General features: G+C 69.6%; 17 protein-coding genes. 9 read left to right on the forward strand and 8 right to left on the reverse strand.

Features of this window, described 5'->3' with window-relative positions:
- The first annotated feature begins 25 nt into the window (after nucleotides 1-25).
- From K7C98_RS17170 to K7C98_RS17180, 3 genes are read left to right on the forward strand one after another with little or no spacing between them, the layout of a single operon-like run.
- Nucleotides 26-2,425: an SAM-dependent methyltransferase gene (locus K7C98_RS17170; RefSeq protein WP_224192750.1), complete on the forward strand. Its 2,400-nt coding sequence runs from the start codon at nucleotides 26-28 to the stop codon at nucleotides 2,423-2,425.
- Nucleotides 2,426-2,430: 5 nt separating this feature from the next.
- On the forward strand, nucleotides 2,431-3,171 hold the full coding sequence (locus K7C98_RS17175; RefSeq protein ID WP_224192751.1) for a hypothetical protein: 741 nt from the start codon (nucleotides 2,431-2,433) through the stop codon (nucleotides 3,169-3,171).
- Between the two features lie 29 nt (nucleotides 3,172-3,200).
- Nucleotides 3,201-4,337: a hypothetical protein gene (locus K7C98_RS17180; RefSeq protein WP_224192752.1), complete on the forward strand. Its 1,137-nt coding sequence runs from the start codon at nucleotides 3,201-3,203 to the stop codon at nucleotides 4,335-4,337.
- A gap of 20 nt (nucleotides 4,338-4,357) precedes the next feature.
- Here K7C98_RS17180 and K7C98_RS44850 read toward each other — a convergent pair whose 3' ends face one another.
- From K7C98_RS44850 to K7C98_RS17215, 7 genes are all read right to left on the reverse strand, one after another.
- Nucleotides 4,358-4,882, reverse strand: coding sequence for a DUF3565 domain-containing protein (locus K7C98_RS44850; RefSeq protein ID WP_224192753.1), 525 nt, complete (start codon nucleotides 4,880-4,882; stop codon nucleotides 4,358-4,360).
- Nucleotides 4,883-5,054: 172 nt separating this feature from the next.
- Nucleotides 5,055-6,281: a PAS domain S-box protein gene (locus K7C98_RS17190; RefSeq protein ID WP_224192754.1), complete on the reverse strand. Its 1,227-nt coding sequence runs from the start codon at nucleotides 6,279-6,281 to the stop codon at nucleotides 5,055-5,057.
- A gap of 305 nt (nucleotides 6,282-6,586) precedes the next feature.
- A complete protein-coding gene (locus tag K7C98_RS17195) occupies nucleotides 6,587-7,747 on the reverse strand; it encodes a sigma-70 family RNA polymerase sigma factor (RefSeq protein WP_224192755.1) in 1,161 nt (386 codons plus the stop codon).
- Between the two features lie 740 nt (nucleotides 7,748-8,487).
- On the reverse strand, nucleotides 8,488-9,654 hold the full coding sequence (locus K7C98_RS17200) for a hypothetical protein (RefSeq protein ID WP_224192756.1): 1,167 nt from the start codon (nucleotides 9,652-9,654) through the stop codon (nucleotides 8,488-8,490).
- An 11-nt stretch (nucleotides 9,655-9,665) separates the two neighbouring features.
- On the reverse strand, nucleotides 9,666-10,832 hold the full coding sequence (locus K7C98_RS17205; RefSeq protein ID WP_224192757.1) for a hypothetical protein: 1,167 nt from the start codon (nucleotides 10,830-10,832) through the stop codon (nucleotides 9,666-9,668).
- A gap of 37 nt (nucleotides 10,833-10,869) precedes the next feature.
- Entirely contained in the window at nucleotides 10,870-11,562 is a 693-nt protein-coding gene (locus tag K7C98_RS17210; RefSeq protein ID WP_224192758.1) for a hypothetical protein, read from the reverse strand.
- A 159-nt stretch (nucleotides 11,563-11,721) separates the two neighbouring features.
- The gene (locus K7C98_RS17215; RefSeq protein WP_224192759.1) at nucleotides 11,722-13,242 is read right to left on the reverse strand and encodes a sigma 54-interacting transcriptional regulator; all 1,521 of its coding nucleotides are present in this window, start codon (nucleotides 13,240-13,242) and stop codon (nucleotides 11,722-11,724) included.
- Nucleotides 13,243-13,349: 107 nt separating this feature from the next.
- Between K7C98_RS17215 and K7C98_RS17220 the strand changes: the two genes are divergently transcribed.
- From K7C98_RS17220 to K7C98_RS17245, 6 genes are read left to right on the forward strand one after another with little or no spacing between them, the layout of a single operon-like run.
- Nucleotides 13,350-14,534 carry a polyprenyl synthetase family protein gene (locus K7C98_RS17220; protein WP_224192760.1) on the forward strand — a complete coding sequence of 395 codons (1,185 nt, stop codon included), beginning with the start codon at nucleotides 13,350-13,352 and terminating at the stop codon, nucleotides 14,532-14,534.
- A complete protein-coding gene (locus K7C98_RS17225) occupies nucleotides 14,531-15,148 on the forward strand; it encodes a hypothetical protein (RefSeq protein WP_224192761.1) in 618 nt (205 codons plus the stop codon). Before K7C98_RS17220 ends, K7C98_RS17225 begins: the two co-directional genes overlap by 4 nt.
- On the forward strand, nucleotides 15,145-15,438 hold the full coding sequence (locus tag K7C98_RS17230) for a hypothetical protein (protein WP_224192762.1): 294 nt from the start codon (nucleotides 15,145-15,147) through the stop codon (nucleotides 15,436-15,438). Before K7C98_RS17225 ends, K7C98_RS17230 begins: the two co-directional genes overlap by 4 nt.
- Entirely contained in the window at nucleotides 15,435-16,463 is a 1,029-nt protein-coding gene (locus tag K7C98_RS17235) for a hypothetical protein (protein ID WP_224192763.1), read from the forward strand. Before K7C98_RS17230 ends, K7C98_RS17235 begins: the two co-directional genes overlap by 4 nt.
- Nucleotides 16,453-16,872: a hypothetical protein gene (locus K7C98_RS17240; protein WP_224192764.1), complete on the forward strand. Its 420-nt coding sequence runs from the start codon at nucleotides 16,453-16,455 to the stop codon at nucleotides 16,870-16,872. Before K7C98_RS17235 ends, K7C98_RS17240 begins: the two co-directional genes overlap by 11 nt.
- On the forward strand, nucleotides 16,865-20,497 hold the full coding sequence (locus tag K7C98_RS17245; RefSeq protein WP_224192765.1) for an NAD(P)-binding protein: 3,633 nt from the start codon (nucleotides 16,865-16,867) through the stop codon (nucleotides 20,495-20,497). The genes K7C98_RS17240 and K7C98_RS17245 overlap by 8 nt, the downstream gene beginning before the upstream one ends.
- Here the strand turns inward: K7C98_RS17245 and K7C98_RS17250 are convergent.
- Nucleotides 20,494-24,228 carry a serine/threonine-protein kinase gene (locus K7C98_RS17250; protein WP_224192766.1) on the reverse strand — a complete coding sequence of 1,245 codons (3,735 nt, stop codon included), beginning with the start codon at nucleotides 24,226-24,228 and terminating at the stop codon, nucleotides 20,494-20,496. The two genes, K7C98_RS17245 and K7C98_RS17250, sit on opposite strands and share 4 nt — an antisense overlap.
- Nucleotides 24,229-24,312: the final 84 nt, after the last annotated feature.

Genomic DNA, 24,312 nt, shown 5'->3' on the forward strand with positions numbered 1-24,312 from the left:
GCGCCAGCAAACGCGAAGGAATGTCATGACCGCACGCCGCCCGCCGCCGTCGTCCCCTGATTACCCCGATCCGGAGGCCCATCGCCGCCGCTGGCGCCTCCTGGCCCGCGAGATCGCCGCCCGGGCCGCGACGATCAGCGACGACGCGCAGACCCTCGCGCCCCCGGAGCATCCCGGCGTGCTCGAGATCCTGGGCTCGGGGATCGAGGCGGTGGGCTTCACGCGCGCCGACGAGGCCCGGATCCGCGCCGCCGACCACGTGTTCTTCTGCGTCGCCGATCCGGCGACCAAGGTCTGGCTGTTGACGGAGCGCCCCGACGCCTACGACCTCTACGTGCTGTACGACGACGCCAAGCGCCGGTACCTCACGTACATGCAGATGGCCGAGGCCATGCTGCACCCGGTTCGCCAGGGCAAGCGGGTGGCGGCGGTGTTCTACGGGCACCCCGGCATCTTCGTGCTGGCGACGCACCGGGCGGTCCAGATCGCGCGCAGAGAAGGCCATCGCGCCGAGATCCGACCGGCCGTCAGCGCCCTCGACACGCTGTGCGCCGATCTCGGCGTGGACCCGAGCCAGCCGGGGATGCAGATGTACGAGGCCACGGACATGCTGATCCGCGACCGCCGGCCCGATGTCGGGCTGCACCTGGTGCTGTGGCAGGTCGGCCTGATCGGAGAGCTCGGCTATCGCCGGCAGGGCTATCTCAACAGCAACTTCTCCGTCCTGCTCGACTACCTCGAGGCGCTCTACGGCCCCGAGCACCCGGTGGTGAATTACGTGGGCTCGCGGTACCCCGGCGTCGATCCGGTCATCGACCGGTTGACGATCGCGTCGTTGCGCGACCCCGCGACCCAGAACTGGATCACGGGGATCTCGACGTTCTACCTGCCCCCCAGGCAGGCGGCGCCGGCGGACCCGGCCATGCTCGCGCGTCTCGGCCTGCTCCGGCCCGGTCAATCGACCCGCGACGCGACCGAGCCGCTGCGGGTGATCGACCGCTACGGCCCGCGTGAGCGCCACGCATTCCGTGACTTCGCCACATTCGACGTCCCCCAGAGCTATCAATGGCAGCCCGATACGCCGGCGGCGCGCTTCGTCCTCGACCTGTGTGAGAGCGAGACCCTGCGCGACCGCTACCGGGCCGATCCGGCCGGCGCGCTGGCGGCCTGGGGCGGCCAGCTGTCGGCCCGCGAGCGCGATCTTTTGATAAGACGCGATCCCGGCGGGATCCAGCTCGCGGCGAAGGGCATGCGCTCGACGGGCGAGGCGGGCAACCGGCGGCTCCTGGAGCGCCTCCTGAATCGCAAGACCTGCACGGCGAGCCTGCTGGCGGCCATGAGGCGCGCGGCTCCCGGGCAGGCCCGCGCCGCGGCCGAGGCGTGGAGCCGCGACGAGGGCGTGGCGGCCGATTGGCAGGCCATGGCGGGCGACCTGCAACACCTGCTGCGCCGCAGCCTCGCCGCCTGGAGTGGCCTGTACCTGATCCGTGACACCGGCACGTCACTGTCGATCCACGGGCACGTGGGCGCCGCGGTGACGCGCGTCGATCTCGACGGCCGCAGGCTCGCGGGGGTGCGCTTCGACAAGGGCGTGCTCAGCTGGACGGCAGACGCCGGCAACCCCTGCTCCGGTTACCTGCAGCCCGATCTCACGCCGGCGGGCAAACGGCGGTGGGTCGGTCTGTTGTGGCCGGCGAATGCGACGCCGGGGTCCGAGTACAAGGTGGTCGCGCGCGAGCATGTGCCGCGCCCGCGCCTGCCCGTCAGCGCCCTCGTGGGCGACTACGCAGGCCGGGTCTCCGTCGTCCCGACGCCGGCGGGCGCCATCGTGTTCGAGGTGGACGGCGTCGCCACCGATCGACCCGTCACGATCGCCTCCAATCATTTCCGCGTCGGTGACATGGTGGTCCCGCTGTCGGCGCGAATCAACGAGGCCTGGCCCGCGCCCTACTATCACGGCGCGTGCCGCCTCCTCGTGCAGCAGGGCGAGCAGGCCGAGCTCGTGGCGATGAACATCGGCGCCGACGGCCTCGAGATCGCCGGGCACGCGGTCGCGGCCCGCCTCGAAGGGATGGATCTGGTGTGGACCGGCGGTCCGCCGGCGCTGGTCGAAGGTCGCGTCACCCTCGGCCTCGATCCGGTCACGCTGCGCCCGCTGCTCCACGGGCGTGCCACGTCGAAGCGCGGCGCTCCGGCGGCGCTCCGGGGCATGGGGGTGATGGACGAGGACGCTGCTCGCGTGCTGCTGGCTGGCTCCTCTCGGCTCGGCCTCCCCGAATGGGCGTGGCGCCATCTCGTCACGATCATGGTGGGAGCGAGCGCCAGGGGCGGCCTCTTCCTGTGGGAGGGCTACGAGCGCGCTTCGACCAACCTGGCCCGTGTGCGGCAGGTGCTGGCGCGCCTGCACGACGACGACGCGGATTGATCACCATGGTGATGGCAGCCCAGGCTCTGGCCGAGATCGATCGCTCGCTGCTCGCGCGCGAGGCAGGGCCGCTGCCGCAACGCACCCATGTCCTGTTGTCCTACGACACGACCCGGTTCCCGTTCGCGGCGGTGCTCGGTCGAGACGTCTTCAGGGTGCACCGCCTCGACCGGCTGCACGAGTACGTGCGACGGCACCGGGCGCGCCATGGCCGGGCGCCCAGGCTGAGCGCGAAGGACAACCTGATGGTCTGCGACATGATGGCGCGCCAGCCCGCAGACGCCGCGTTCTGGAGGCTCTATCACGGCTTCATGCTGCGGATCCTGGCGCCGCTGGTCGGGCGGGGCATCTCCTACACCAGCCACCCCAAGCTGCGGATTCACCTGTCCGGGACGAGCAGCGTGAGCTCGTTCCACCACGACATCTGCGTCACGAAGCGGCCCGACCAGATCAACTTCTGGGCCCCGTTCACCGATGTCGACGGCACCGCCACGATCTGGCTCGAGAGCGACTACGGCAAGGGTGACTTCGCGCCCGTGCCCGTGCGCTACGGTCAGGTGCTCATCTTCGACGGCGGCTACCTGGGCCACGGCTCGGTCGACAACGCGTCGGGGGTGACGCGGGTCAGCCTCGACATGCGCTTCTCCTACAAAAAAGCGACCACGCGCGCCGAGGGCGTGTCGCTGATGAACCGGATCATCCAGGTGATCGACGGGAAGACCCGCGACGACGAGGAGGTACTATGAAGCAGCCATGGCCGCTCCACGAGGCGCGAATGTTCGCCGAGACGCTCGCCCGTCTCGGCAAGCAAATGCCCAAGTCCGTATCATTCGTGCATTACGGGCCTGACGGCGCCCAGGTCGCCCTCGCCGGCACGGCGGTCTACGCCGAGGTCTCCGAGCACGGAGCCAAGTTGCAGCACACCTCGTCGCTGGCGGGCGGTGCACCGCACGCGCAGAGCGAGATCGTCATCGACGCGCAGGGTCAGGTGCAGTCGTCGACGACCCAGCTCCTGAACACCGATGGATCGCCGCGCAAGCAGATCAGCGGGGATTACAGCGGGCTGGTGCTCAACGCCGCAGGCTGGCCGGCTTCGGGCTCGGTCGCGTTCGCGATCGCCGACGCCAAAGGCAAGCCCACGCACACGGCCACCCTCGCGTACGCTCAAGAGGTCTTCAGCACCTACGAATTGACGAGCTCGGGCCCGGCGGACCAGGCCAGCCGCGTCGAGATCGCGTTCTCCAAGGCGAAATTCATCGGCACGCGCCTGGTCGGCGGCGAGCTCGGCATCTCGTACTTCACCTCCGGGTCGGTGCTCACCACGGCGTCGCGCTCGCTCCTCACGGCCCAGGGCGTGCCGAGCGAATTACTGTCGACCAACTACGACGCGGACGGCACCACGGTGCGGGAGACCGTCCGCTCCGACTACGGCGGCGTCGCATTCGACCCCCGCGGCGGGATCGAGGACGGCGCGCTGATGGTCAAGGTCTATTCACCGCAGGGCGAGGAGCGCAGCGCATCGGTCTTTCGCTTCCGCGACGGCCTGATGGTCTCCCGCGGCAAGCTCAAGCCCGGCGAAGTGATCGCGCCGATGATCCCCGCGCCGGCGAAGCCGGTCCCGGGCCCCTGGTCGCCGAACCGACCCGCCGACCACTCGCACGAGACGACCCGGGCGGATGGGACGCTGATCGAACGGCGACAGGACTGGCTGGTACCGGGCGCCGGCAGCCCGACCCCGCAGCGCTCCGTCATCACGGGATTTTCGACCGACGGCGTCACGCCGATTCGGACCATCGACATCGACTACCGGGCGGCCCAGTTCGATATGTCGGGCCAACCCGTGGGCGGCACGGTCATCTCGACGAGGTTCGAAGGCGGTATCCGCGCGAGCACCACGAACATCAGCTACTGAGCCAGGTGCCCCCGGCACGCTCACGAGCCGGGCGGGATGTCGGGCGCCGGGGCGCGCAGGAACACCACCCGCATGCGCACCGGCCCGAGCGGCGCCACGTGGTGCGGGACCTCGGGCGGGATGATCGCGTGCTCGCCTTCCGCCAGCTCGCGGTCGACGGCCAGCGCCGCCATCACGAAGCGCAGCCGACCCGCGAGCACCTCGACGCGCCCCCAGCTGCCGGCGCGAATCGTATGATCGCGGCGCAGCCCGGCCGGCAGGGTCGCCTCGTCGAACACATCGGTCGCGCGATACACGGCCGCGCCGTCGGGCAGCTCGCCGCGACCACATCGCCCGCACTCGATCTCCGCGCCGACCCGGGCCGCCCGCGCCGCGGCGTCGCCGAGCCACGGATAGTCGGACAGCGGCGGCCGGTGCCGGACGTGCCGGCGGTGCCCGCAGTCGAGATGGACGATCCACTCGCCGGCGGCGTCGCGCTCGAACCCGAGGATCCGCCGCGGCACCGCGAGGCCCGCGCCGCTGTGCGTGTTCGCCGAGTCGGACACCGCGTCAGTCTATCGCAGACCTGCCGCGGCCGCACGCCGACCTGCCGACGCCCACGAGGAGGAAGGCGACGCGGGATCTACGGCCCGGCGGTGTTGCTCGCGTCGACGCCGCCCGGTCGCGCTCGCCGCCAGCTCACCGAACGGCCTGCATCGACTGTTCGTCGTGAGCGGTTCAGACGTCGAGCTGCCGCTTCCCGAGCGCGAAGGCGATGCCGCTCTGGAGCGTGCCGCGGGTGACGATGCGCTCGAGGTTCGCCTCGATCTGCACCAGGGTCTGCGCGATCTCTGGACGGATCCCGGTGATGATCACCTCGGCGCCCAGCAGCCGCGTCGCGTGAGCGGTACGCAGGAGCGCGCCCGCGACGGCAGTGTCGACGACGAGCACGCCGGTGATGTCGAGAATGACGTATCGTGCGCGCGAGTCCGCGACGCCGCGGAGGATCGCCTCCATGATCTGTTTGGCCCGGATCGAGTCGACCGTGCCGATCATCGGCATCACGAGGATGTCGTCCGTGACCGGGATCAGCGGCGTCGAGAGCTCCTGGATCGCCTGCGCCTGGGCGAGCAGCACCTGTTGCCGCTGCGCCTCCTCGGCTTCGGCACGCTTGCGCGCCGAGACGTCGGTGTTGAGCTCGAGCACCTCGTCGGCCTGGCCGTCTTCCCCGCGCTTGAGCACCCAGCGGCTGGCGACGACGATCTCCTGGCCGTCGGCGCGGACGTGCGTGAGCTCGCCGTTCCAGTAGCCGGTCGCCCGGAGGTGGCGGTCGATCGCCGCGAGCTCGGTCGGGAAGCAGGTCCGCAGCAGCTCGTGCGAGTCCCGTCCCACGGCTGCACCGCGCTCGTGGCCGTAGAGCCGCTCGGCCCCGCGGTTCCAGTACGTGATGGTGCCATCAATGGTCCGGGTCATGATCGCGTCCTGCGTGAGGTCGAGCAATTCGGCCAGCCGGCGCAATTCGTCCGTCTGCCGCGCCAGCTCTTGCCGCGCCTGCTCGCGCTCGGTCACGTCCGAGCTGAGCCCGGCGATGCCGAGGATCTCGCTGGAGGGGCCGCGTATCGGCCTGAACTGCGTCTCGAGGATCCTCCCGTTCTCGACGGAGAGGGAGGTGTGCGCCTCGCCGGCGAGGGCCTGCTTGACGGGCCCGAGCGTCTCCGGGCGATCCTTGTACAAGTCCAGGACGTTGACGCCGACGAACTGCCCAGGTCTCATCCCGATCGCCTGTAGTGCCCCGCCCTCCGATAGCTTCACCGTGCCCTGGGCGTCGGTCGCCCAGGCAATGACGTCGAGATTGTCGAACACAATGCGCACGATATTCTCGTATTCGCTCATGATTGCCCCCATACGGCAGCGCCGCCGCGGTGATAGAGGCTCTGTAAGGAGCCCTGGACCGCAGAATCGCATGGGTCGGGTCAGGCTGGATGCAGGGTAAATCCTTAGCTGAAATGCCCTGCGCAAGTTCCCGCTCACCCTGGCTCGGCCCCCGCCGCGGGGGGCCCCGACCACGCAGAATGCGTGCCCGATTCAATGTTCAATCAGCGTCACGCGGCGCATCGGGGGACGAACATCGTCACGCCACATCGCCCCGGTCCAGCGTTTCCCGGCCCGCTTCAATGTTCCGTCGGTGTCACGCGGCGCGCCCCGGACCCTATCGTCCGAGGCGCGAATGCGACCGGAGGAGCGAGGACTGCGAGCCGCAGCCGACGCAGCTACACCACCACTTCGCGGCGCCTGAGCTCGTGCCGGAGCTTGCCCAGGGCCCGCTCCTGGAGCTGCCGGATCCGCTCGCGGGACAGCGAGTACTGCTCGCCGATCTGCTTCAGCGTCAGCTCGTCGCCCGAGTCGTCGAGCCCGAAGCGCTTGCGCAGGATGTCGGCCTCGACCGGGGGCAACTGGGCGATGAGCTCGCGGACCTGCTCGTTGAGCGCCTCGGCCTCGAGGCCGACTCCCGGCGCGGCCGCCTCGTCGTCCTCGAGGAAGTCGATCATGCGACGGCCGTCCTCCTCCGAGACCGGGCGATCGAGGCTGATCGCCTGCCCGAAGTTCACCGTGCCCATGCGCTCGATCTTCTCCGACGCGAGGCCAGTGTGTTTCGCCAGCTCGTCGAGCTGCGGCTCACGGCCGTGCAGGCTCTCGAACTCACGGCGCGCGCGCGCCAGCTTGTGCTGCGCGTCGAGCATGTGGACCGGCAGCCGGACCTCGAGGCCCTTGTCGGCGATCGCGCGGCTGATCGCGTGGCGGATCCACCACGAGCCGTAGGTCGAGAAGCGAAAGCCCTTGCGGGGATCGAAGCGATCGACGGCCTTCATCAGGCCGATGTTGCCCTCCTGGATCAGGTCCTGGAGCGGCATGCGGCCGTAGTTGAAGCGCCGGGCGATCGAGACGACGAGCCGGAGGTTGGCCTTGACGAACGCGTCCTTCGCCTCGCGGAGGGACCGCCTGGCCTGCTTGACGCGCTGGACGTAGACCTCGAACGGCTTGCTGCCTTGCCGTGGCGGGTTGACCTTCATGTTGAGGCCGTCGCGCTTGCCGGCCTCGAGCGCTTCGAGGTCCGCGTACACGAGGTCGGCGACGACGCCGTCGCGGTCGACCTCGGACGCGCGCTCGACGAGCGCGCGGCAGGCAGTCGCGAACTCGCGGCGGGTGGCCCGGGTCTCGTGCTCGCGGAGGTCGTGCGCGCTGTTCCGCAGCGCCTCGAGCTCGTTGCGCGGCAGGTCCTCGCCGCCGTGGCGCGCCTCGAGCAGCGCCACGATCGGCTCGACGAACGGCGCATGGGCGAGCATCGCGTCCCAGTAGTCGCGACGCAGCTCGGCGATTCGTGTGGCGACGCGCAGCTCCTCCTCGGCGCCTATCACGCCGAGGCCGGCCATCTCCCGGAAGTACAGGCCGAGAAAGTTCGGCGGCTCCGCGTTCGCGGCGGGCGCGGCGCCGCCACGAGCTCGCTCGGGCGCGGGACTCGCGGCCGAAGTCACCGTGCGAGCAGAACCGGCCCCGGCAGGCCGGCTCCGCGGCCCGGTCCGGGCGATCTTGGGAGGTGTTCCACGTGTGACTTTGCGCTGTGTCATGATTGGTCTCGTTTGGCTCAGGGCCAAGGTTCATGGACTGGCACCTTCGAACCCGAAGGGCCGAAGCGGCGGCCGCCGCGGTAGCGACCTCCGCAGCGCGATCAGGCTCCGGGCGGCTCACGGCGTCGACGTCACCGCCCGCACGCTGAACCGCCGCGGCGGGCGCGGCGCACGGCATAGCCGCCTCAACCGGCCGCACTTATCAGGCCCCCTTTTATAAGTCGGAGCAGACCGGTCGGGAAGGGCCTGGTTCGAGAAAAAAGGCCGAACCAACAAGATTTCACGCCCGAAACCCGCCTCACGCCACGCGACGGGCCATCACGCGCCATCGAACGCGCACAAGCTCACGCTGCGGACGAATGTCACCAGCGGCAACCGCGTCGCCCGGCTCGCGCACGCTGCGAGGACGACCGCACCTTCGTCGGCCAGCTCGATTCGCCGAGCTCGAGCTGCCTCTGGCCGGCGTGCCACGCCGACGCGAACCGCGTCCGTTCTCTGCTCGCGCACGAGATACGTGAGCGGCACGAGGGCGGTTCGTCGAGAGCTCACCGCCGCCGCTCGTAGCAATCGCCCGCCCCGGACGCCTCGTGTTCGAGCGGCTCGGCGAGCGGCAGGACACGCGATCCCAGGTAGCCGACCAGCGCGTCCGAGCTCTTGTTCTCGGCGAACATCTCGAGCACGCGCGCGCCGGCGACGACGGGATGGTCCGTCGCCTGCGGAGACAGCTCGGTGGTCGGCCAGTCATCGGACTTTGCGTGGGCCTTGCCGCGCTGACGCCCGTAATCGAGGAAGCGTTCGACGGGCCCGAGGCGGATCGTCGCCTGCGGCGCCTTCGACGCCTCGCCGCAGTGCCCTCGCTGCACGTGGCCCTGGGAATAGGAGTCCTGGATCAGATGGAGAACCGCGCCGAGCGCGGCCAAGCGCCGCTCGCGGGCCGGGACTGTGATGAGGCACCGCCTCGAGCTGAACATCCGGCGGCACTCGAATCCGAAGTACTGACCGACCGTGCGGGGAGAAAATCGATCGTTGCCCTTGCAGATCATGCTCTCCTCGCCGCCGCTCAGCGCCAAGCGGATGCTCGGATAATTCTCGAGCGCGGCGCACAGAAGCGTATCGTCGGGGATATCCCCGCGCGCGTAGTCGTACGCGAATTTCGCCCACGCGAGCGCCTTCTCCCGCGTCTCTTTCGTCGTCTCCGTCGCCGAGGAGGCCATGGCGTGGAGGAACTGCATGTCGCCGTAGTGAGACGCGCACAGGAGCCCAGCCTGGGCCACGGTCTTGCCGCGGTAGCGGGAGCAGTACCCGTGCGCCCCGAAGGCGGCCACGAGGTTCACCCCGCTGCGGACCCCGCGGACGCCCCGGAGCTTCCGCTGCGGATCGTCGGGCCACCGCACCGCGATCTTCAGGTCGCGGTAGATCAGCGGCGCGCCTGTGATGCGGAGGTCGCCGATTGCGAGGCCCTGGCGCTCGGGGCGCTCGGCCCCCTGCGCGATCTCCAGATACCCCTTGCAGGATTCGACAGCCCTCCCCGCGGCCCGTGCGTCCGCGAAGCAGGCCGCCGACAATTCGGTCATGGTCTCGTGAATCCGAGACTTCCGCAGATACAGCTTGTACCCGTGACTGACCGCGGGCGCGGTGAGCACGAGGAGGAATGCGATGAGCGAGGTGATGGAGCGAATCGACGCACGCATGATGCCGAAATATCCTTTCAAGGGTCTCGTCTTCAGCCGACCAGGTCGGCGCGTGTGAGCTTGTTGCGCTGCATCCATTGCTGAACAGCGGGCGCTCCGAAGATCCAGGCGCAATCGGGGCACCCAGCGGCGACTCGCAGGTCTGCGACGATCCGCTCACGGACCTGCGGTTCAGTCGATGGAGCGTCGTTCGCTGTGTCGAGGTGGATTCGACAGAGGGCGCGATTGGCCTCGTAGTACCCCCATCCGTGGGTCCGTTGTGTGCCGCGGAGCTCGATCGCCCGTGTCAGCTGGACCTCGGCCTCGCGCCAGTCGGGGTTCTCCTTGTCCTTCAGAGCGTAGCCCAGTTCGCCGAAATTGCGGTGATACTTCCCGGCGGTGTCCGCGGCGATCAAGGCGCGGAAGATCGCCACGCACCCCTCGATCTCCGCGGTCCGCCCGGACGACAGGGCCCGCCGGCGCCGGGTTTGGGCGAGGTAGAATGCCCGGCGCCGGGCCGCCGGCGACGCCTGCCGCATCGCCGTCGCCAGCTCTTCCACGGTCACGGAAGGGCCGTTCGCCCCGAGTGCGAGCTGACGCATGACCAGATTGTTGACCTCGTCGTTGCGCTCCTGCTGGTCGCTGATCTGTTCGGACACGGCGGTTACGATCCGCTCGATCTGATCGGCGCTCCGCATCGCCCGCGGGAGATACAGGCGTGTCCACAGGAATCCGAGCAGGAACCCGACCACGAGGAAATAGACGATGATAGCGACCGCAAGGGCGCGCACCGCCGTCCCGGCGCCGACGGCCGTCAACCCTTCACCGAGATACCCCGCGACCTCCCAGAGCGCGGGCGGTATATGCGTCAATTGCGTCAGGGTCACGCCGACCAGGATCTTGGTCAGCCAGTCCGAGACCTGTTCGAGGTTGGTGTTCGCCCCGTAACTCGTCCCCGGCGTCACCGTCCCCTGCTGCACGGTCCGTGGGATTCCGAAGATAAAGCCGAGGAAAGCGCCGGCAGCGACGCACGCGCTAGCTGCGGTCACTCCCATGATCCCGGCGAAGATCCGCCTATCTGCTTCGCCCGCGCCGATCATCGCCACTGCGAGCACCATCAGGCCGATGGCGATCGCCCAGGCGAGGTAGCGCAGGGCTTCCTCGTCCTCGGCTTTGGCCTTCGGCACGGTGGCAGAGGGTGCAGGTCGATCGCTGAACATGATCGCTCCTCCGCGTGCAGGGGCGGTGCCGGCCTGGCTAGCCGACGAACACGGACGGCAGACTGCGCAGGTTCTCTTCCGCCTCGACTCGAATGTCGTTCGCCAGCGCCACCGTGGTGCGCACGACCTCGTACTCGAGTCCGAACGCGGAGCGCCCGCGGACTGCGAGCGCGCTGCCGACCTCGCCGCGCCGGCCCCACTGGTACGGCGGGCTCGTATCGGCGAGGAAACTCCCCGAGTGGAGCCACATGACGTCGTCGGGGTTGCTCTGCATCGCCCTGGCGACGATCTGCAGCGTGCTCTCGAGGAGGGTGACGACACCGCCGACGATCGCGCCGACCGGCGTGGCGTTGCCGGCGGCGGCGACCGCGTTGACGATGAGATCGCTGGCTGCCTTCGTCGCGGTCGTTACCTCCGGGCGGCTGAGGATCGCCTCCATGCGCACGCCGGCGCCGCGGATGTCTGCGTCCGACTCGATCACGGCGATGGCGAACGCGAGCACGCCTCCTGGGTCGCGCGGTCCGTAAAAGATGTGCCCCATCCCCGACATCTGCTGGCGCCCGGCCCGGGGCGAGTTGGCGTAGATCGGCGTCACGCTGCGGTGGATCTGGCCGCTGGCATCGGCGCAGAAGGCCAGCACATACGGCTCGACCCGGCGCAGGTCGTATCCCAACTGCCTCGAACCCTTGAAATTCCACCAAAAGCTCTTCATCACGAACGCAACCGACATCGACATACTATCCTCCAGTGCTCGGGTACATGGAATGCAGCCCGCGTGCCATCGAGGATCGTCGACGCGGCCGCGCTGACCGCCCCGATCGTGTTCTCGGTCGTGCACGATCCGCGGTGTTCACCTGTTCACGGGAGTGCACACCCGCGACAGGATCGCTCACTCGTCAGGACGGGTGACCCCGAAGCTCGCCATCAAACGGTGGAGGTAGGAGCGCCCGATATCGAGCCTACGCGCTGCCTCGCTGATGTTCCAGCCGGCCTCGTCGAGCGCCTGGCGGATCATCCGGGCCTGAAACTGACGCGTGGCCTCCTGATAAGAGAGGATCTGCGAGGCTGGCTCCGTCGGTCGTTCAGGGAACACGTGGCGCGGTTCGATGTGCGTCGCGGCCTCGCTCTGCGCCCGGATCGCCGCGGCCTCGATCGCGTGACCGAGCTGGCGGACGTTGCCCGGCCACTCCGCCGTCTGGATGGCGTAAATCGTGGCGGGCGAGATGGTCAGCGAGGAGAACCCGTACGATTCACAGACGGCTGCGCACGCGTGGCGGGCCAGCTCGGGGATGTCGCCAGTGCGTTCGGATAGCGAAGGCATGCGGATCGTCAGGACCCGCAGGCGATACAGGAGATCTTCCCGGAAGGTCCGCTGCGCCACGGCGGCCTGAAGATCCACGTTGGTCGCCGCGATCACTCGGAGGTCGGCCTTGACCGGGCTGGCACCGCCGAGGGGGAAATACTCGCGGTTCTGTAGCAGGTGGAGCAGCTTGGCTTGCGCGGCGGGGGCGAGCTCGCCGACCTCGTCGAGGAAGAGCACGCCGTGCTCGGCCGCCGCGACCTTGCCCTCGATGCGGCGCGTCGCCGTCGAGTGAGCGCCCGCGACAGCCCCGAACAGCTCGCTCTCCAGCAGGGCCTCGGGGAGAGCCGCGCAGTTGAGCTCCACAAAGGGGCCGCGGCTGCGTCGACCGCTGCGATGCAGGACCCGCGCCAACAGGCTCTTGCCGGTGCCGGTGGGACCGGTGATCAGCACGCCAGCATCGACCGGGGCGGCGATGGCCGCCTCCCGCAATACCCGGGCCACCGCGGAACTGCTGCCGACGAGCTCCTCGGCCTTGAGCTGGCTGCGGAACGGTGCGGTCGGATCGGCGCGCTGGACGTAGCGGTGCCGCAAGAGCAGCCGCTCCGCGAACGCGGCGACGTGACGGGCGAACATCTCGGAGCGCCGGCGATCGTCGTCCGTGAACGGCCCTGGCTCGTGACGCCCCTGCAGATACATCACGCCGTGGTGGCCGGCGCCGAGGATCGGCACGCAGAGGACCGCCTGGATGCGATGGCGCTGCACGCTGCCGCGATCGTGAAATCGCGGGTCGAGCAACGCCGAGTTGGACTCAACGGTGGTCCGGGATGCCAGGGCTGCCGCGATGACGCTCTGCGAGATGCCGGCGCGGAACCCCGTCACTTCGTCCGGTGTGCAGCCGTGGACGGCCCAGAAGCTCGCTTCCGGCCCGTCGCGGTCGTCGGTCAGCTCGAGGTATCCCCGCTGCGCCCGGGCAGCGCTGGTGATCAGCACCAACGCCTCGCGGATGAATGGCTCGATCTGTTCGCTGGCACCGAGCTCGAGCAGGTTCCGATACAAGTCGCGCTCTTGACGAAGGAGCGTATGCAGACCGTCCGGTGCGTCCACCACCACGACGCAGCATATCTCGAGGCCGGGGGGATCGGGGTACGAAATCGCGCCCGTGCGGGGACTCGTTCCCCGAACATGCCGAGTCGACGATGATATCCTGAGCTGGTATGGACGAGCGCGGAGTCGATCGGTTCGCTGCGCTACAGCTGCGCTGCGCTGCCGGTCGCGAAGCGGTGCTCGGGGAGATCCACCGCTTCGTCGCGGCGCGAGCCACGGGTGTCGCCGATCTCGGTGCGATGCTCCTCGATTATCCGCTGCGCCCGGCCAAAGCGCTGCGTCCGACCTTGTGTCTCAGCGTCGCCGCGGCCCTCGGTGCCGGCGAAGCAGCCGCGCTGCCGAGTGCCGCGGCCCTGGAGCTGTTGCACAACGCGTTTCTCATCCACGACGACGTCGAGGACGCGAGCCGCGAGCGCCGCGGCGGCCCGACGTTGCACGAGCTCCATGGGATCCCGACCGCGGTCAACGTCGCCGACGGGATGTTCGCCCTCAGCCTCTACCCGCTGCTCGAAAACTGCGAGCTTCTCGGGGTCGGACCCGCGCTCGCGGTGCTCGAGACGATCGCCGACACCGTGCGGATCACCGTCGAGGGTCAGGCGCTCGAGCTGGCATGGATCCGCGACAACTGCTGGTCGTTCGCCGACCAGGGCTACCGCAGCGCCTACTTCGACCTCGTGCTGCGAAAGACGGCGCATTACAGCTTCGTCGCCCCGGTCACGATCGGCTGCCTCGTCGCCGGCGCGCCGTCGACCGTCCGTGACGCCCTCGAGCGCTACGCCCGGCACGTCGGCGTCGCCTTCCAGATCACCGACGACATCCTCAACCTCGAGATCGACGGCGGCGCATACGGAAAGGAGCGCGAGGGGGACCTGTGGGAGGGCAAGCGCACCCTGATCCTCCTCCACGCGATCGCCCACGAGGCCGACGAGGTCACGCGAACGCGAGCCCTCGAGATCCTCGCACGGCCGCGCCCGTCCGTCGCCGACGAGCGGCTGCGCGGGCTGTCTGCGACCGTCGAACGCCTGCACGACACCGGGCGGATCGATGCCGACGCATACGCCGCTCTGACCGCCGCGATCGGTCCCGGCCGCGCCTCCAAGTCGACGGCCGACGTCGCCGAGCTACGCGCCCTGATCGATCGTCGTGGCAGCATCGCCGCGGCTCGCTCCGTGGCAGTCGGTGAATGCGAGGCGGCGGCCGACATCTTGCGCCGCGTCGAACCCTCGTTGTGCGAGGGCGCAGCCCGCAGGTTCCTCCACGACCTCGTCCACTACGTAATCGACCGGTTGAAATGACAGGCACCCGCACCATGGACCCCGACCAGCTCGCCGCCGCCGTGGCGAGCGCGCTGCTCGAGCGGGACGCCGCCGATCCACCGATTGCATCGCCCCGACCGCCGACTGCTTCACCGCCGTTCGCTGCGCATCCGGAGGCGCCGGCGCCGTTCGACGAGGCCGCGACGCGGCGGCACGTCGAGCTGCTCACGACGCTGTTGCAGGCGCTGACCCTGCGCGCCCGCTCGCTCGCCCGCGACAACGCCGCGAACATCGCCGCGGCCCAGTCGAGCCCCACGGACACCCCCGAGCGGCGCCTCGTCGACGCCGCCATCCGCGTGCACGCGCTGCTCGTCGAGCACCCGGTGGCGACCCGGGCCCTTGTGTCGGCGTTCGCGGCCGAGGGCCGCAGATTCGCGGGCACGCCCGCCGGCGAGGCCTTGCGCGACCGGCTGCTGCGCTCCCGCCTGGTCCGCCGCGGGGCGTTGTTGTGGAACTCGTTGACCATGGGCCTCATCGACGACACCGAGCCGACCGCGCTGCCCTCGGCCTACGTCGACGTGCTGGTCGAGCTCAGCGAGCACATCGACCTCGAGCGCCTCCTCGGCGAGATGAAAGCAGGAGGTCGGCCGTGAGCCGCGACCGCGTGTTCCCGGCCGATGCCGCCGACGTAGGACCTGTCGGTCTCGTCGACCTCCTGCTCGGCCTTCACGCCGCGTTGACCCGCGCCACCGACCTCGTCGACGAGCTGGCGCGCACCGCCGACGCGTCCGAGCCTGACGCCCACGCCGCGCCGCTGGTCGACGCGCTGCTCGGTGTGGTCGCGTTCGCCCGCACGTTCTTGCCGGTCCTGCCGCAGGACGTCCAGGCTCCGACCCCCCCGCTGGACGCCGACAGCGCCGCACGAGAGGACCTCCTGCGTTGATTCGCCGCATCGCTGTCGTCGACCGCTGGCGGCTCGATCCGCGGGCGGCGTGGACGCGCCAGCCGGTCCAGGAGTGGCATCACTTCATCGTGTTCTTCGCGGGCGGCACGCTCCTCGTCAACCTGAGCCGCGAGGTCCGCGTCGACGGCGAGATCTTCGGCCGAGCGATCGTCCTGGTCCACGGCCACGACGACGCCTGGTCGCAGGATCTGGTCAGCAGCCCCGACCCCGAGTTCTCGCCCGACGGCCTGTACGCCCGCATCGCCGGCCACCAGCTCGACATCGACGACGAGGGCTGGAGCCTCCGCACCGCCACCCGCGACCGCTCCGTCGCGGCCACGCTCCGGTTCACACCCGAGGCCCCGCCGCTGGTCGCCCGCAACCGCGAGGTCGGCCCCGACGGCAACCTGCACTGGGTCATGTACCCGGCCGCGACGGTGTCGGGGGTCGTGCGAGCCGGCGGCGAGACCTACACCCTCGACCGCGCCGCCGGCTACCACGATCACAATTGGGGTCACTTCGCGTGGGGCGACGACTTCGGGTGGGAGTGGGGCATCGTCTCGCCGAGCGGTGAGGCGGCGACCACCGTCGTCTGCAGCGCGCTCACCAACCGCACGCGTTCACGGACCGCCATCCAGCAGCTGTTCCTGTGGTCCGGCGGCGCCCACGTGTGGACCGCTCGCGGCGCCGAGATCGTCCGTCAGGCTGGCGGGCGATGGTCGACGCTCCGCGTCCCGCGGCTACCGGCCGTGCTCTCGCTCGCCACGCCGTGCTCCGCCTCGGTGCCCCCGCGCGAGCTCGAGTTCACCGCCGTCGACGGCCCGCGCCGCGTCGACGTGGAGGTGACCCTCGGGGCTCGCAGCCAGATCCTCATCCCCGACGATCACGATCCGCTGGCAGTCGTCGTCCTCAACGAGTGCATCGGCACCGCCCGCGTCCGTCACACCCTCCACGGCCACCTGCAACACGACGGCGAGAGCCCATGCGTGTTCGAGGTCCTCGAAGGAACCGGCCGTGCTCGCTGAGCTGCTCGACGAGGCGCTCGCCGTGCTCGCCCGCGAGAGCCCGACCCACGCGCGCCTGCTCCGCGAACGCCTCGACGGCTGTCGAATCGCGTTTACCGTCGATGGCGAGCGCATGACCACCCGCGGCGGCGCGCGGGTCCCGGCGGCCGACACGACCGTCGACCACCCCGACCTCCACATCGACACCGACGCGCGGACCGTGCTCGCCCTCCTCGACGACCGCCTCACGCTCCTCGACGCCATCCGGACCGGCGTCCTCAAAGCTCGCGGTCCCCGCGGCGCCCTCGCTCGCGCCGAAGCGGCCATGCAGGTTTTCATCCACGGCCTGGTTCGCTGCAGGTCGGCCCCTGATCTCCTCCGAAAATTCCGTAGCTCCGTCCCTCACATTGACGAGATCACCCATGACTGAACCCGATCCGAACAATCCTTCGAACTTCTGGACGTTAACGAAAGAAGAGCGGGCCAAGATCGACGCCCTGACCCCCGCCACGGCCGCGGAGGTGACCGTGACGGTGCTCGGGGGCGGGATCGCGGGGCTCACGGCGGCTCACGAGCTCATCCGCCGCGGCTTCAAGGTCCGCGTCATCGAACGCTCCGTCGGCGTCGTCCATCAGCCGGCCACGACCAGCAACGCAGCTCTGGATGGGCTCGCCAACGTCGACCTTGGTGGCGTCGCGCGCTCGCAGTGGGCCACCGTGCCGATCGACACGAATCGTTCCGGCCCCGAGCGCAAGGCCACGGGGTCGCTGTCGGGCCTCGGTGAATACACGCTCGTCAATGACCGGCCAGACGAACAGCCAGATTTCATCTATGGGGGCAAGAATTCCGATGATTTCATCGCCATCCGTTTCGACGCGAACAACACAATAAGCGATGGTGATGACACACGACTCTCGAAGTGGATGTTGTCCAGGCCCAGTCTGCAGACGCCGAAAACGGCTCTGCAGGTCGTCGTGTTGAGCTACGAGGATCGCCGAGACCCCATGCCGTCGTGCGGGACGCCCGAGGAGCAGGTATGGGGACCGCAGGCGGCGCGCGCGCGCGCCGAGGCGCTCGACCCCCTGCTGAAGAGCTTCGCCGTGCGGTGGTTGCCCTCGACGCTCGTCACGGTGCCCATCGACAAGAAGACGTATACCGACACGGGGGAGCTCACCAGAGGGTTCCCCGGCGTCTTGTTACGCGTTCACCGATCGACGCACCTGCTGCCGGGGGAGCACGGCTTTCGCTTCTTTCCCGGCTTCTACTGGCACCTCCGCGACACGATGGCGCGCACGCCCGTCTACGACTTCTCGCAGGCGGAGCCGGTGCGCACCCATCGTTCGGTCCACGACAACCTCAACGAGGTCGAGTGGCAGATCATGGCCGACCCGACCCGGTCCTTCCCGACCGCGTTCCGCCGCAAGCCGCCGTCGAGCCTCGAGGAATTCATCGAGCAGTGGCAGACGCTGCGCAATGACCTCGGCTTCCGAGAGTCCGACATGCTGCGCTTCATGCTCCGCCTCGGCCGCTTCGCCGCGTCCGCGAGGGCGCGCCGCCGCGAGCAGTATGCGCGGATGTCGTGGTGGGACTTCGTCTCGCTGCGCGACCTCGACGACGCTCCCCTGCACACGGATCGGCGCGGTGGTTTTGGCGCCAAGGACGAACCAGGCGATGCCGACAGGTCCGAGGACTCCCGGACCGAAAGTGCCGCGGAGGCGGATGGCGGCGATTTCCTCAAAAAGGATCGGGAAACATGGGACGAGTGGAAGCCGAAGAATGAAGACTCGTGGGACGAGCGTGAAAGATTCTTCCACGATAGCTTCCTCGCTGATCTCGACGAGCAACTCAAGCTCGACTCCTCGAAACGCCTCCCGTACGGCCTGCGGTTCCGTCGCGCGCTGCGCCACTCGCCGCGAGCGCTCGTCGCCATGGACGGCCTGGTCACCGATGCCCACACCCAGGGCATGCTCGCCATCCAGTTGGCGATGGATCAGCTCGGCTTGAACTCCATGACGGACTCGACGCTCAACGGGCCGACGAGCGAGGCGTGGTTTCGCCACTGGCACCGCTACCTCGTGGACGAAGGCGTCGACTTCATCGCGGGAGAAGTGACGTCCATCGATATTGCCACGGGGCGATACGAATATGTCCAGTTGGGGGGCGAACCGGTGAAGGAGGCTCCGACTGTACACTACACGATCTGCGCGCTGGATCCTGTCAATGTGGCGCGGCTACTCAAGGGGGAGCCCGAGGAGGAGCCCGAGGAGGAGCCCAAGGAGACGAGAAGCATCACAGGGCGTTTGGGGGTTCTCGTCAATACGACTCTGACTCAGCAAGACCCGGCGAAGCCCCCGTCGGAGCTCAAGAAGTTGTTCGTCGACACGTGGAAACGAATTCTCGCTTCTTCCGACGAACGCGTCATCAAGATCCGGCAACGTCTCCTGATGGATCCGTCATATAGAAATCCGCGCCAGCTCTGGAATAGCAGGATGCTTGCCGATGACAAGAGCAAGAACTTCTGCCAAAAGTACCGCGATTGGGCCTACGACCGGCGAAGAACCGCCGCGGCGAATAATTTCACCACTTCGACCGACCCGCAGCACCTGCCGCCGCCATCTGACATGGACCCGCTCGGGTCTATACGCGGAGCGGACCGGCTGGATGCACGCTTCCAGGTGCTCTCGGGGATCCAGCTGTTCTTCCGCCGGCCGACCGCGTTTGAACAGGGGCACATCTACTTCGCGGAATCTCCGTGGGGCCTCATGGGCATGTCGCAGTTGCAGCACTGGCGTAACTGGAACGCCAAGGATACGGGGATCCGCGGCAACCTGAGCCTCGTCTACGGCTCGTGGCGCCCCGAGAACCTCGGACTCGGAGATTTCGTCATCCGCCGGCTCATCGTCGACGCCCAGAAGGCGCACCCCTTCGGCAGCGAAAGGCAGCCGGAAACGAAGCGGGCGCCTTGGCCCTCGCCGGGCGAGCTCACGTGCGAGCAACTGGCCGAGCGGACGCGCGAGCAGGTCGCATGGTGTCGGGGCACCGACGCTCAATTCCGCGAGGATCTTCATATCCCGGAGATTACCTACTACCACATGGACGACTGCATTCAATACCGTGGGAGCGGCGGCGGCAAAGCACGGTGGAACCTCTGCCCGTATCTCATCAACCTGCGCGGCGACTGGGACAACCGCCCGCCGGGCGAGCCGTGGAACCCGAACCGCCGCGATGGCCGCCTCGCCCCGCCGATCCGCAGCCAGGGCTACCGCGTCTACGGCTCGGACCGGCCGCTCGTGTTCGCCGGGGCGCACACCCGCACGTTCACGCGGATGGCGACCATGGAGGCCGCCAATGAATCGGCGCGTCACGCGGTGAACAGCGTGCTGTGCCACCTGTCGATGCGTCGCGAGGCCGCGGAGTCGATCGTCATGTCCGCCAGGATCGAGTCCGAATTCAAGCCACCGGCGTCCGCCGGAAGGGATCCGATCGAAGCGGAGGACCCCGAGGACACCCTCCGCGACGAAGCCCACATGCTGAAAGCTCTATCTGGTCAGGTAAATAGAGTCCGCGGGAGCTTCCCCACCCGCTGGAGCTCCCCTTCGGGATCGAGCGGCCGACCGCGCACTCGTCCGAGCGATTTACCGATCCTGCAGTCGTCATGGTTCGGCGACTACTGCGAGGTCCGCGATCACGAGGACTACGAAATTCCGTTCCTCGACTTCTTCAGGAAGATCGACGAGGAGCTATACGGCGCTTCGGGTCGTCCGCGTCGCGACTCGGCGCAGGGCGAGGCCGCAGACCCGTACCCGGCCGACGACCACCGCGTGCGTCGGCGGACGCGCGCGCGTCGGCCTCACCTGTTCGACCTGCTCAAGCTCGATGCCCTCCCCGACCGCATCGATGATGGCGAATTTTCGGTCGAGGACACCCTTCGGACGCTCTACAGCCTCGGCGGCGTGCTGCTGCAGGCGATCCGCGGCCCCGAGCCCGTGAAGTCCGTCCTCAACCTGATCGACAGCTTCGACGCACTGTTTGTCAACCGACGCAAGTCGTCTTAGCCCGGCGACGGAACCAGCACGCCGGCGAGGCGCGCCGGACGAACGACGCCGAGGCCCGCGAGGCGCTCCTCGGCGCGTGCGGCCGCCGCGGCATCTCCTCGCACGACGGCCGCCCCGCGGCTCGCGGCCGCCGCGTGGGCCTGCATGCCGCGGGCGGTGAACGCGGCCGCGGCGCGCTCGTGGGCGGCGACCGTGCCGGTGCGATCGCCGGACGCATGAGCCAGGCCCGCGGCGATCGCCTGGGCGTAGGCCTCGGCCAGGGCCTCGCCCGAGCGGGCCACGCGGCGCATGTCGTCGGCAACGACTGCGAGCAAGCGACCGCGCTCGCGGGCGGCGAGGCCCGCCCGCGCGGCGACGCGCAGGTTGCAGCGCGCGCGCAGGTAGCGGGCGTCGATGCCCACGAACCGCAGACGCAGCAGCGCCGACTGACCGAGCGCCTTCCAGTCACGGTCGACCCGCGCCGCCGCCTCCTCGTCGCGTCCGGCGTACAGCAAACGCTCGGAGTCGGCGATCAAATCGTAGTAGTCCGGCGACGTAAACGCGGCCTCGGGCCAGCGCGCGCCGCGTTGCAGGCCGCCGTGCGGGTCGGGCGGCGCATCGGGAGCATCGTCGTAGAGCTGGAGGATCGCAGGGTGGCCGGAGCGGACGCCATTGATGGCGACCGGATCGTCGCGCTCGCGGGCGTCCTCGGCGGTCGTGCGCACGACCTCGCGCAGCGCCGTCATGTCGCCCATCATCGACAGAGCGATCGCGCGGTAGATCCGGGCGATCGACCGCTCCCAGGCGATGCCGTAGCGGCGGCGGTCGTAGTAAGTCTCGGCGCGCAGCGAGTGCTCGACGGTCGCGGGCCAGTCGCAGTCGAACGCCGCCCGCGACATCCGCGACGTCCAGTACCACGCCCAGTCGTAGTCGTCGTCGCGGCGCTCGCAGAGCTCGCGGGCGCGCGCCATGAGACGATCGCTGCGGCGCAGCAGGAGCGCTCCGCCGATCGTCGCCTCGGCGACCGCTTCGAAGGTCAGCGACTTCATCAGGTGGGAGTCGTCGCCGACCTGCAGCGCGAGCATCAGGTGACGCAGCAGGAACACGTCGGCCAGCGCGTGGTTGATATGCGACAGCGCGGTGCAGCCGGTCCACAGCGCGTCGAGGTGGGCCGACGCGCCCGGCGGCGGCGGCCCCTGGCGGCGCTTCGGCTCGCGAAGCAACAGACGGCCGCGGAGCGTGGCCGACCAGGCCAGCGTCCCGAGGTGGTTGCGGGGTAGGCGCGTGCCGAGGCCGTGCATGACCTGCCGCAGGATCTCGTAGCCGCTGTCGATCTGCCCGCAGCAGATCAGCTCGCGCGCAGCCCGGCTGCGCAGCTCGACCGTCGTCGACGGACCCTCGCTCGCCTCGCGCAGGCGGGCCGCCTGCTCGTAGCGAGCCCCCGCGGCGCGCGCGAGACCCCGGTTGGCGTCGCACTCCGCGCGCCGCGTCTGCAGTTGCCAGGACGTTGCATGGACCGCGTCGAGGGCGAACGCCCGGTCGAGGTGCGAGGCCGCCGACGCGAACGCCAGCTGGCCGATCGCCCGGGTCCCCGCGAGGACCAGCGATTGAGCCGCACGCGGGGCGTCGCCGGCGTGCTCGAGGTGATGTGCCAGCGCCTCGTGCTCGTCGGGCGCAAGGCGATCGTACGCGTGAATCAGCCGATTGTGAATGTCGCGGGCGGCCGACGGCGTGAGACCGCCGAGACGGGCCTCGCGGATCAGGTCATGGTACGTCCACACGGGCGCGCCCGCGCCGTCCTGACTGCGGCGGAGCAGGCCGGCCTGTCGCAGCGCGAGGAAGTCGTCGAACAGCTCGGACGGCCGCTCGACGGCCTCCGCCAGCAACGTCCAGGGGATTGGTCGCGGCGAGGCGGCGACCGTGTCGAGCACGCGGATCCGCCGCTCATCGAGGTCGGCGATCCGCCGGGCGACCAGTGATGTGAGCGACGGCCGCGTCGCGGACTCGCCCTCCGCGGCGGTCGCGGCGAGCTCCGGCGCGAACATCGGCAGCACCGCGAGCAGCTCGCGCGTCTCCGCGTCGGCCGTCCCCTGGGGAAGACCGAGGTCGTGCAGCAGCCGGTCGACGTCGCCGTGATCGAGCGGGCCGAGTCGCAGCTCGAGCTCCTGCGCCGGCGCCAGCGGAGCCGCGCAAAGGCCCGCGCGGAACGCCGGCTCGTCGTCGTCCTGGCGATACGTCAATAGCCACGCCGTGTCGCCTACGCCGCGCTCCAGCAGGTCGGACAGCAGCGCGAGGCTGTCCGGGTCGGCCCACTGCAGGTCGTCGACCCAGATCACCAGTCGTCGCGCACGCGAGACCACGGCGAGCAGGCCCCGGAAGGCACGCACGGCGAGCCGCCGCAGGTCCGCGTCCCGCGGGGCGGCGACGGCCTCCTGCGGCTCGGTCGCCGGCTCCTGGAAGAACACGGGGAACAGGGAGCGCAGGGCCGCGGCCTCGCCAGGCGTGAGCTCACGGTCGACTCGCTCCCGCCCGAGGTGATGCGCGAGCTGCCCGGCGATCTCGTCCCAGGCCCGGAAGCTGACGTGCTCCTGCGGGTGGCACCGACCGCGGAGCACGACGCCGTCGCCCGCGCCTGTCCATGAGGACAGGATGTGCTCGACGAAGCTCGTCTTGCCGATCCCCGATGGCCCGCAGATCCACACGCGCGCGCTCGCCGAACTGTCCAGCAGCGCCGTGACCTGAGCGCGCTCACCGACTCGCCCGACGTACACCGGGCTGACGATCTTGACGAACTGCGGGAGCCGCAGCTGCGGCGCGAGCGTCCGCAGCTGCGAGCAGGCAGCGCTCGCGTCGAGGCGGCGATGCGGCTCGCGGACCAGCAGCCCGGGGATCAGCTCGCCGAGCGTCTCGCGCAGCCGCTCGGGGATCGGCATCGGCCCGGTCGCCGCGGCTTCAGGCCGGCGCCCCGTCAGCGCCTCGAGCAGCATCACACCCGTGCTGTAGAGATCTGCGGCGGGGGTCGCCGGTGCACCCCACCACAGCTCGGGGGCCACGTAGGCCGGCGTCCCGTACAAATATCCGCCGCGCGTCGTCGCGGCCAGACCCGCCCACGGGATCGCCAGCCCGAAGTCCGCCAGCCGGAGCTCCCCTGTCCGTGCGTTGACCAGGACATTCTGCGGCTTCACGTCGCGATGCACGAACCCGGCGCCGTGCAGGCGGTGGAGCGCCGCCAGCAGGCCGTGGGTCGCGCGGACGAGCCGCTCGATCGACGCCGACGTGAGCCGCTCGACCGGCGGGTCCGGGCCGCCGCGGACGTGCTCCACGAAGCTCACGGCGTCTTCGACCAGTTCCATCGTCAGGAACGCGTGGCGGGGTCCGACCTCAAGCCCGTAGATCTGCAGCAGGTTGGGGTGGTGCACGTCGGCTCGAGCTCGCAGCTCGCTGCGCAGCTCGAGCAGCGACCGCGGATGAACCTGGTTGAGCACTTTGACGGCGATGTCACAGGCCCGCTCACGGTCGTATGCCCGATAGACCACGCCGAACGAGCCACTCCCCAGCTCTCCGCGCAGCTCGTAGCGCGGATGCCGAAACGGCCCTGGTGCAGACTCGGCGACGATGTCCCTGCATACCCGATCCCCGGTGGTGTGTGGAGCCTCGCTAGACGAGGGCCTCAAGAGCCTACCGGCAGCAGGTGGGCGGCCCCCTGAGCGTGTTCCCCTTCTTCTCGGCCCTGAGGTCCGGGACGTGAACATCCACGCCCGCACGCCCAAGGTTGAGCAGGCGATGAGGGACGACAGGGAGATCGCCCCGCCGAAGTCCCCTTCTTCGAGGGCCGC

Origin of the sequence: Nannocystis pusilla (genome assembly GCF_020073745.1) — a bacterium.
In the GTDB taxonomy this organism is placed as follows: domain Bacteria; phylum Myxococcota_A; class Polyangia; order Nannocystales; family Nannocystaceae; genus Nannocystis; species Nannocystis radixulma.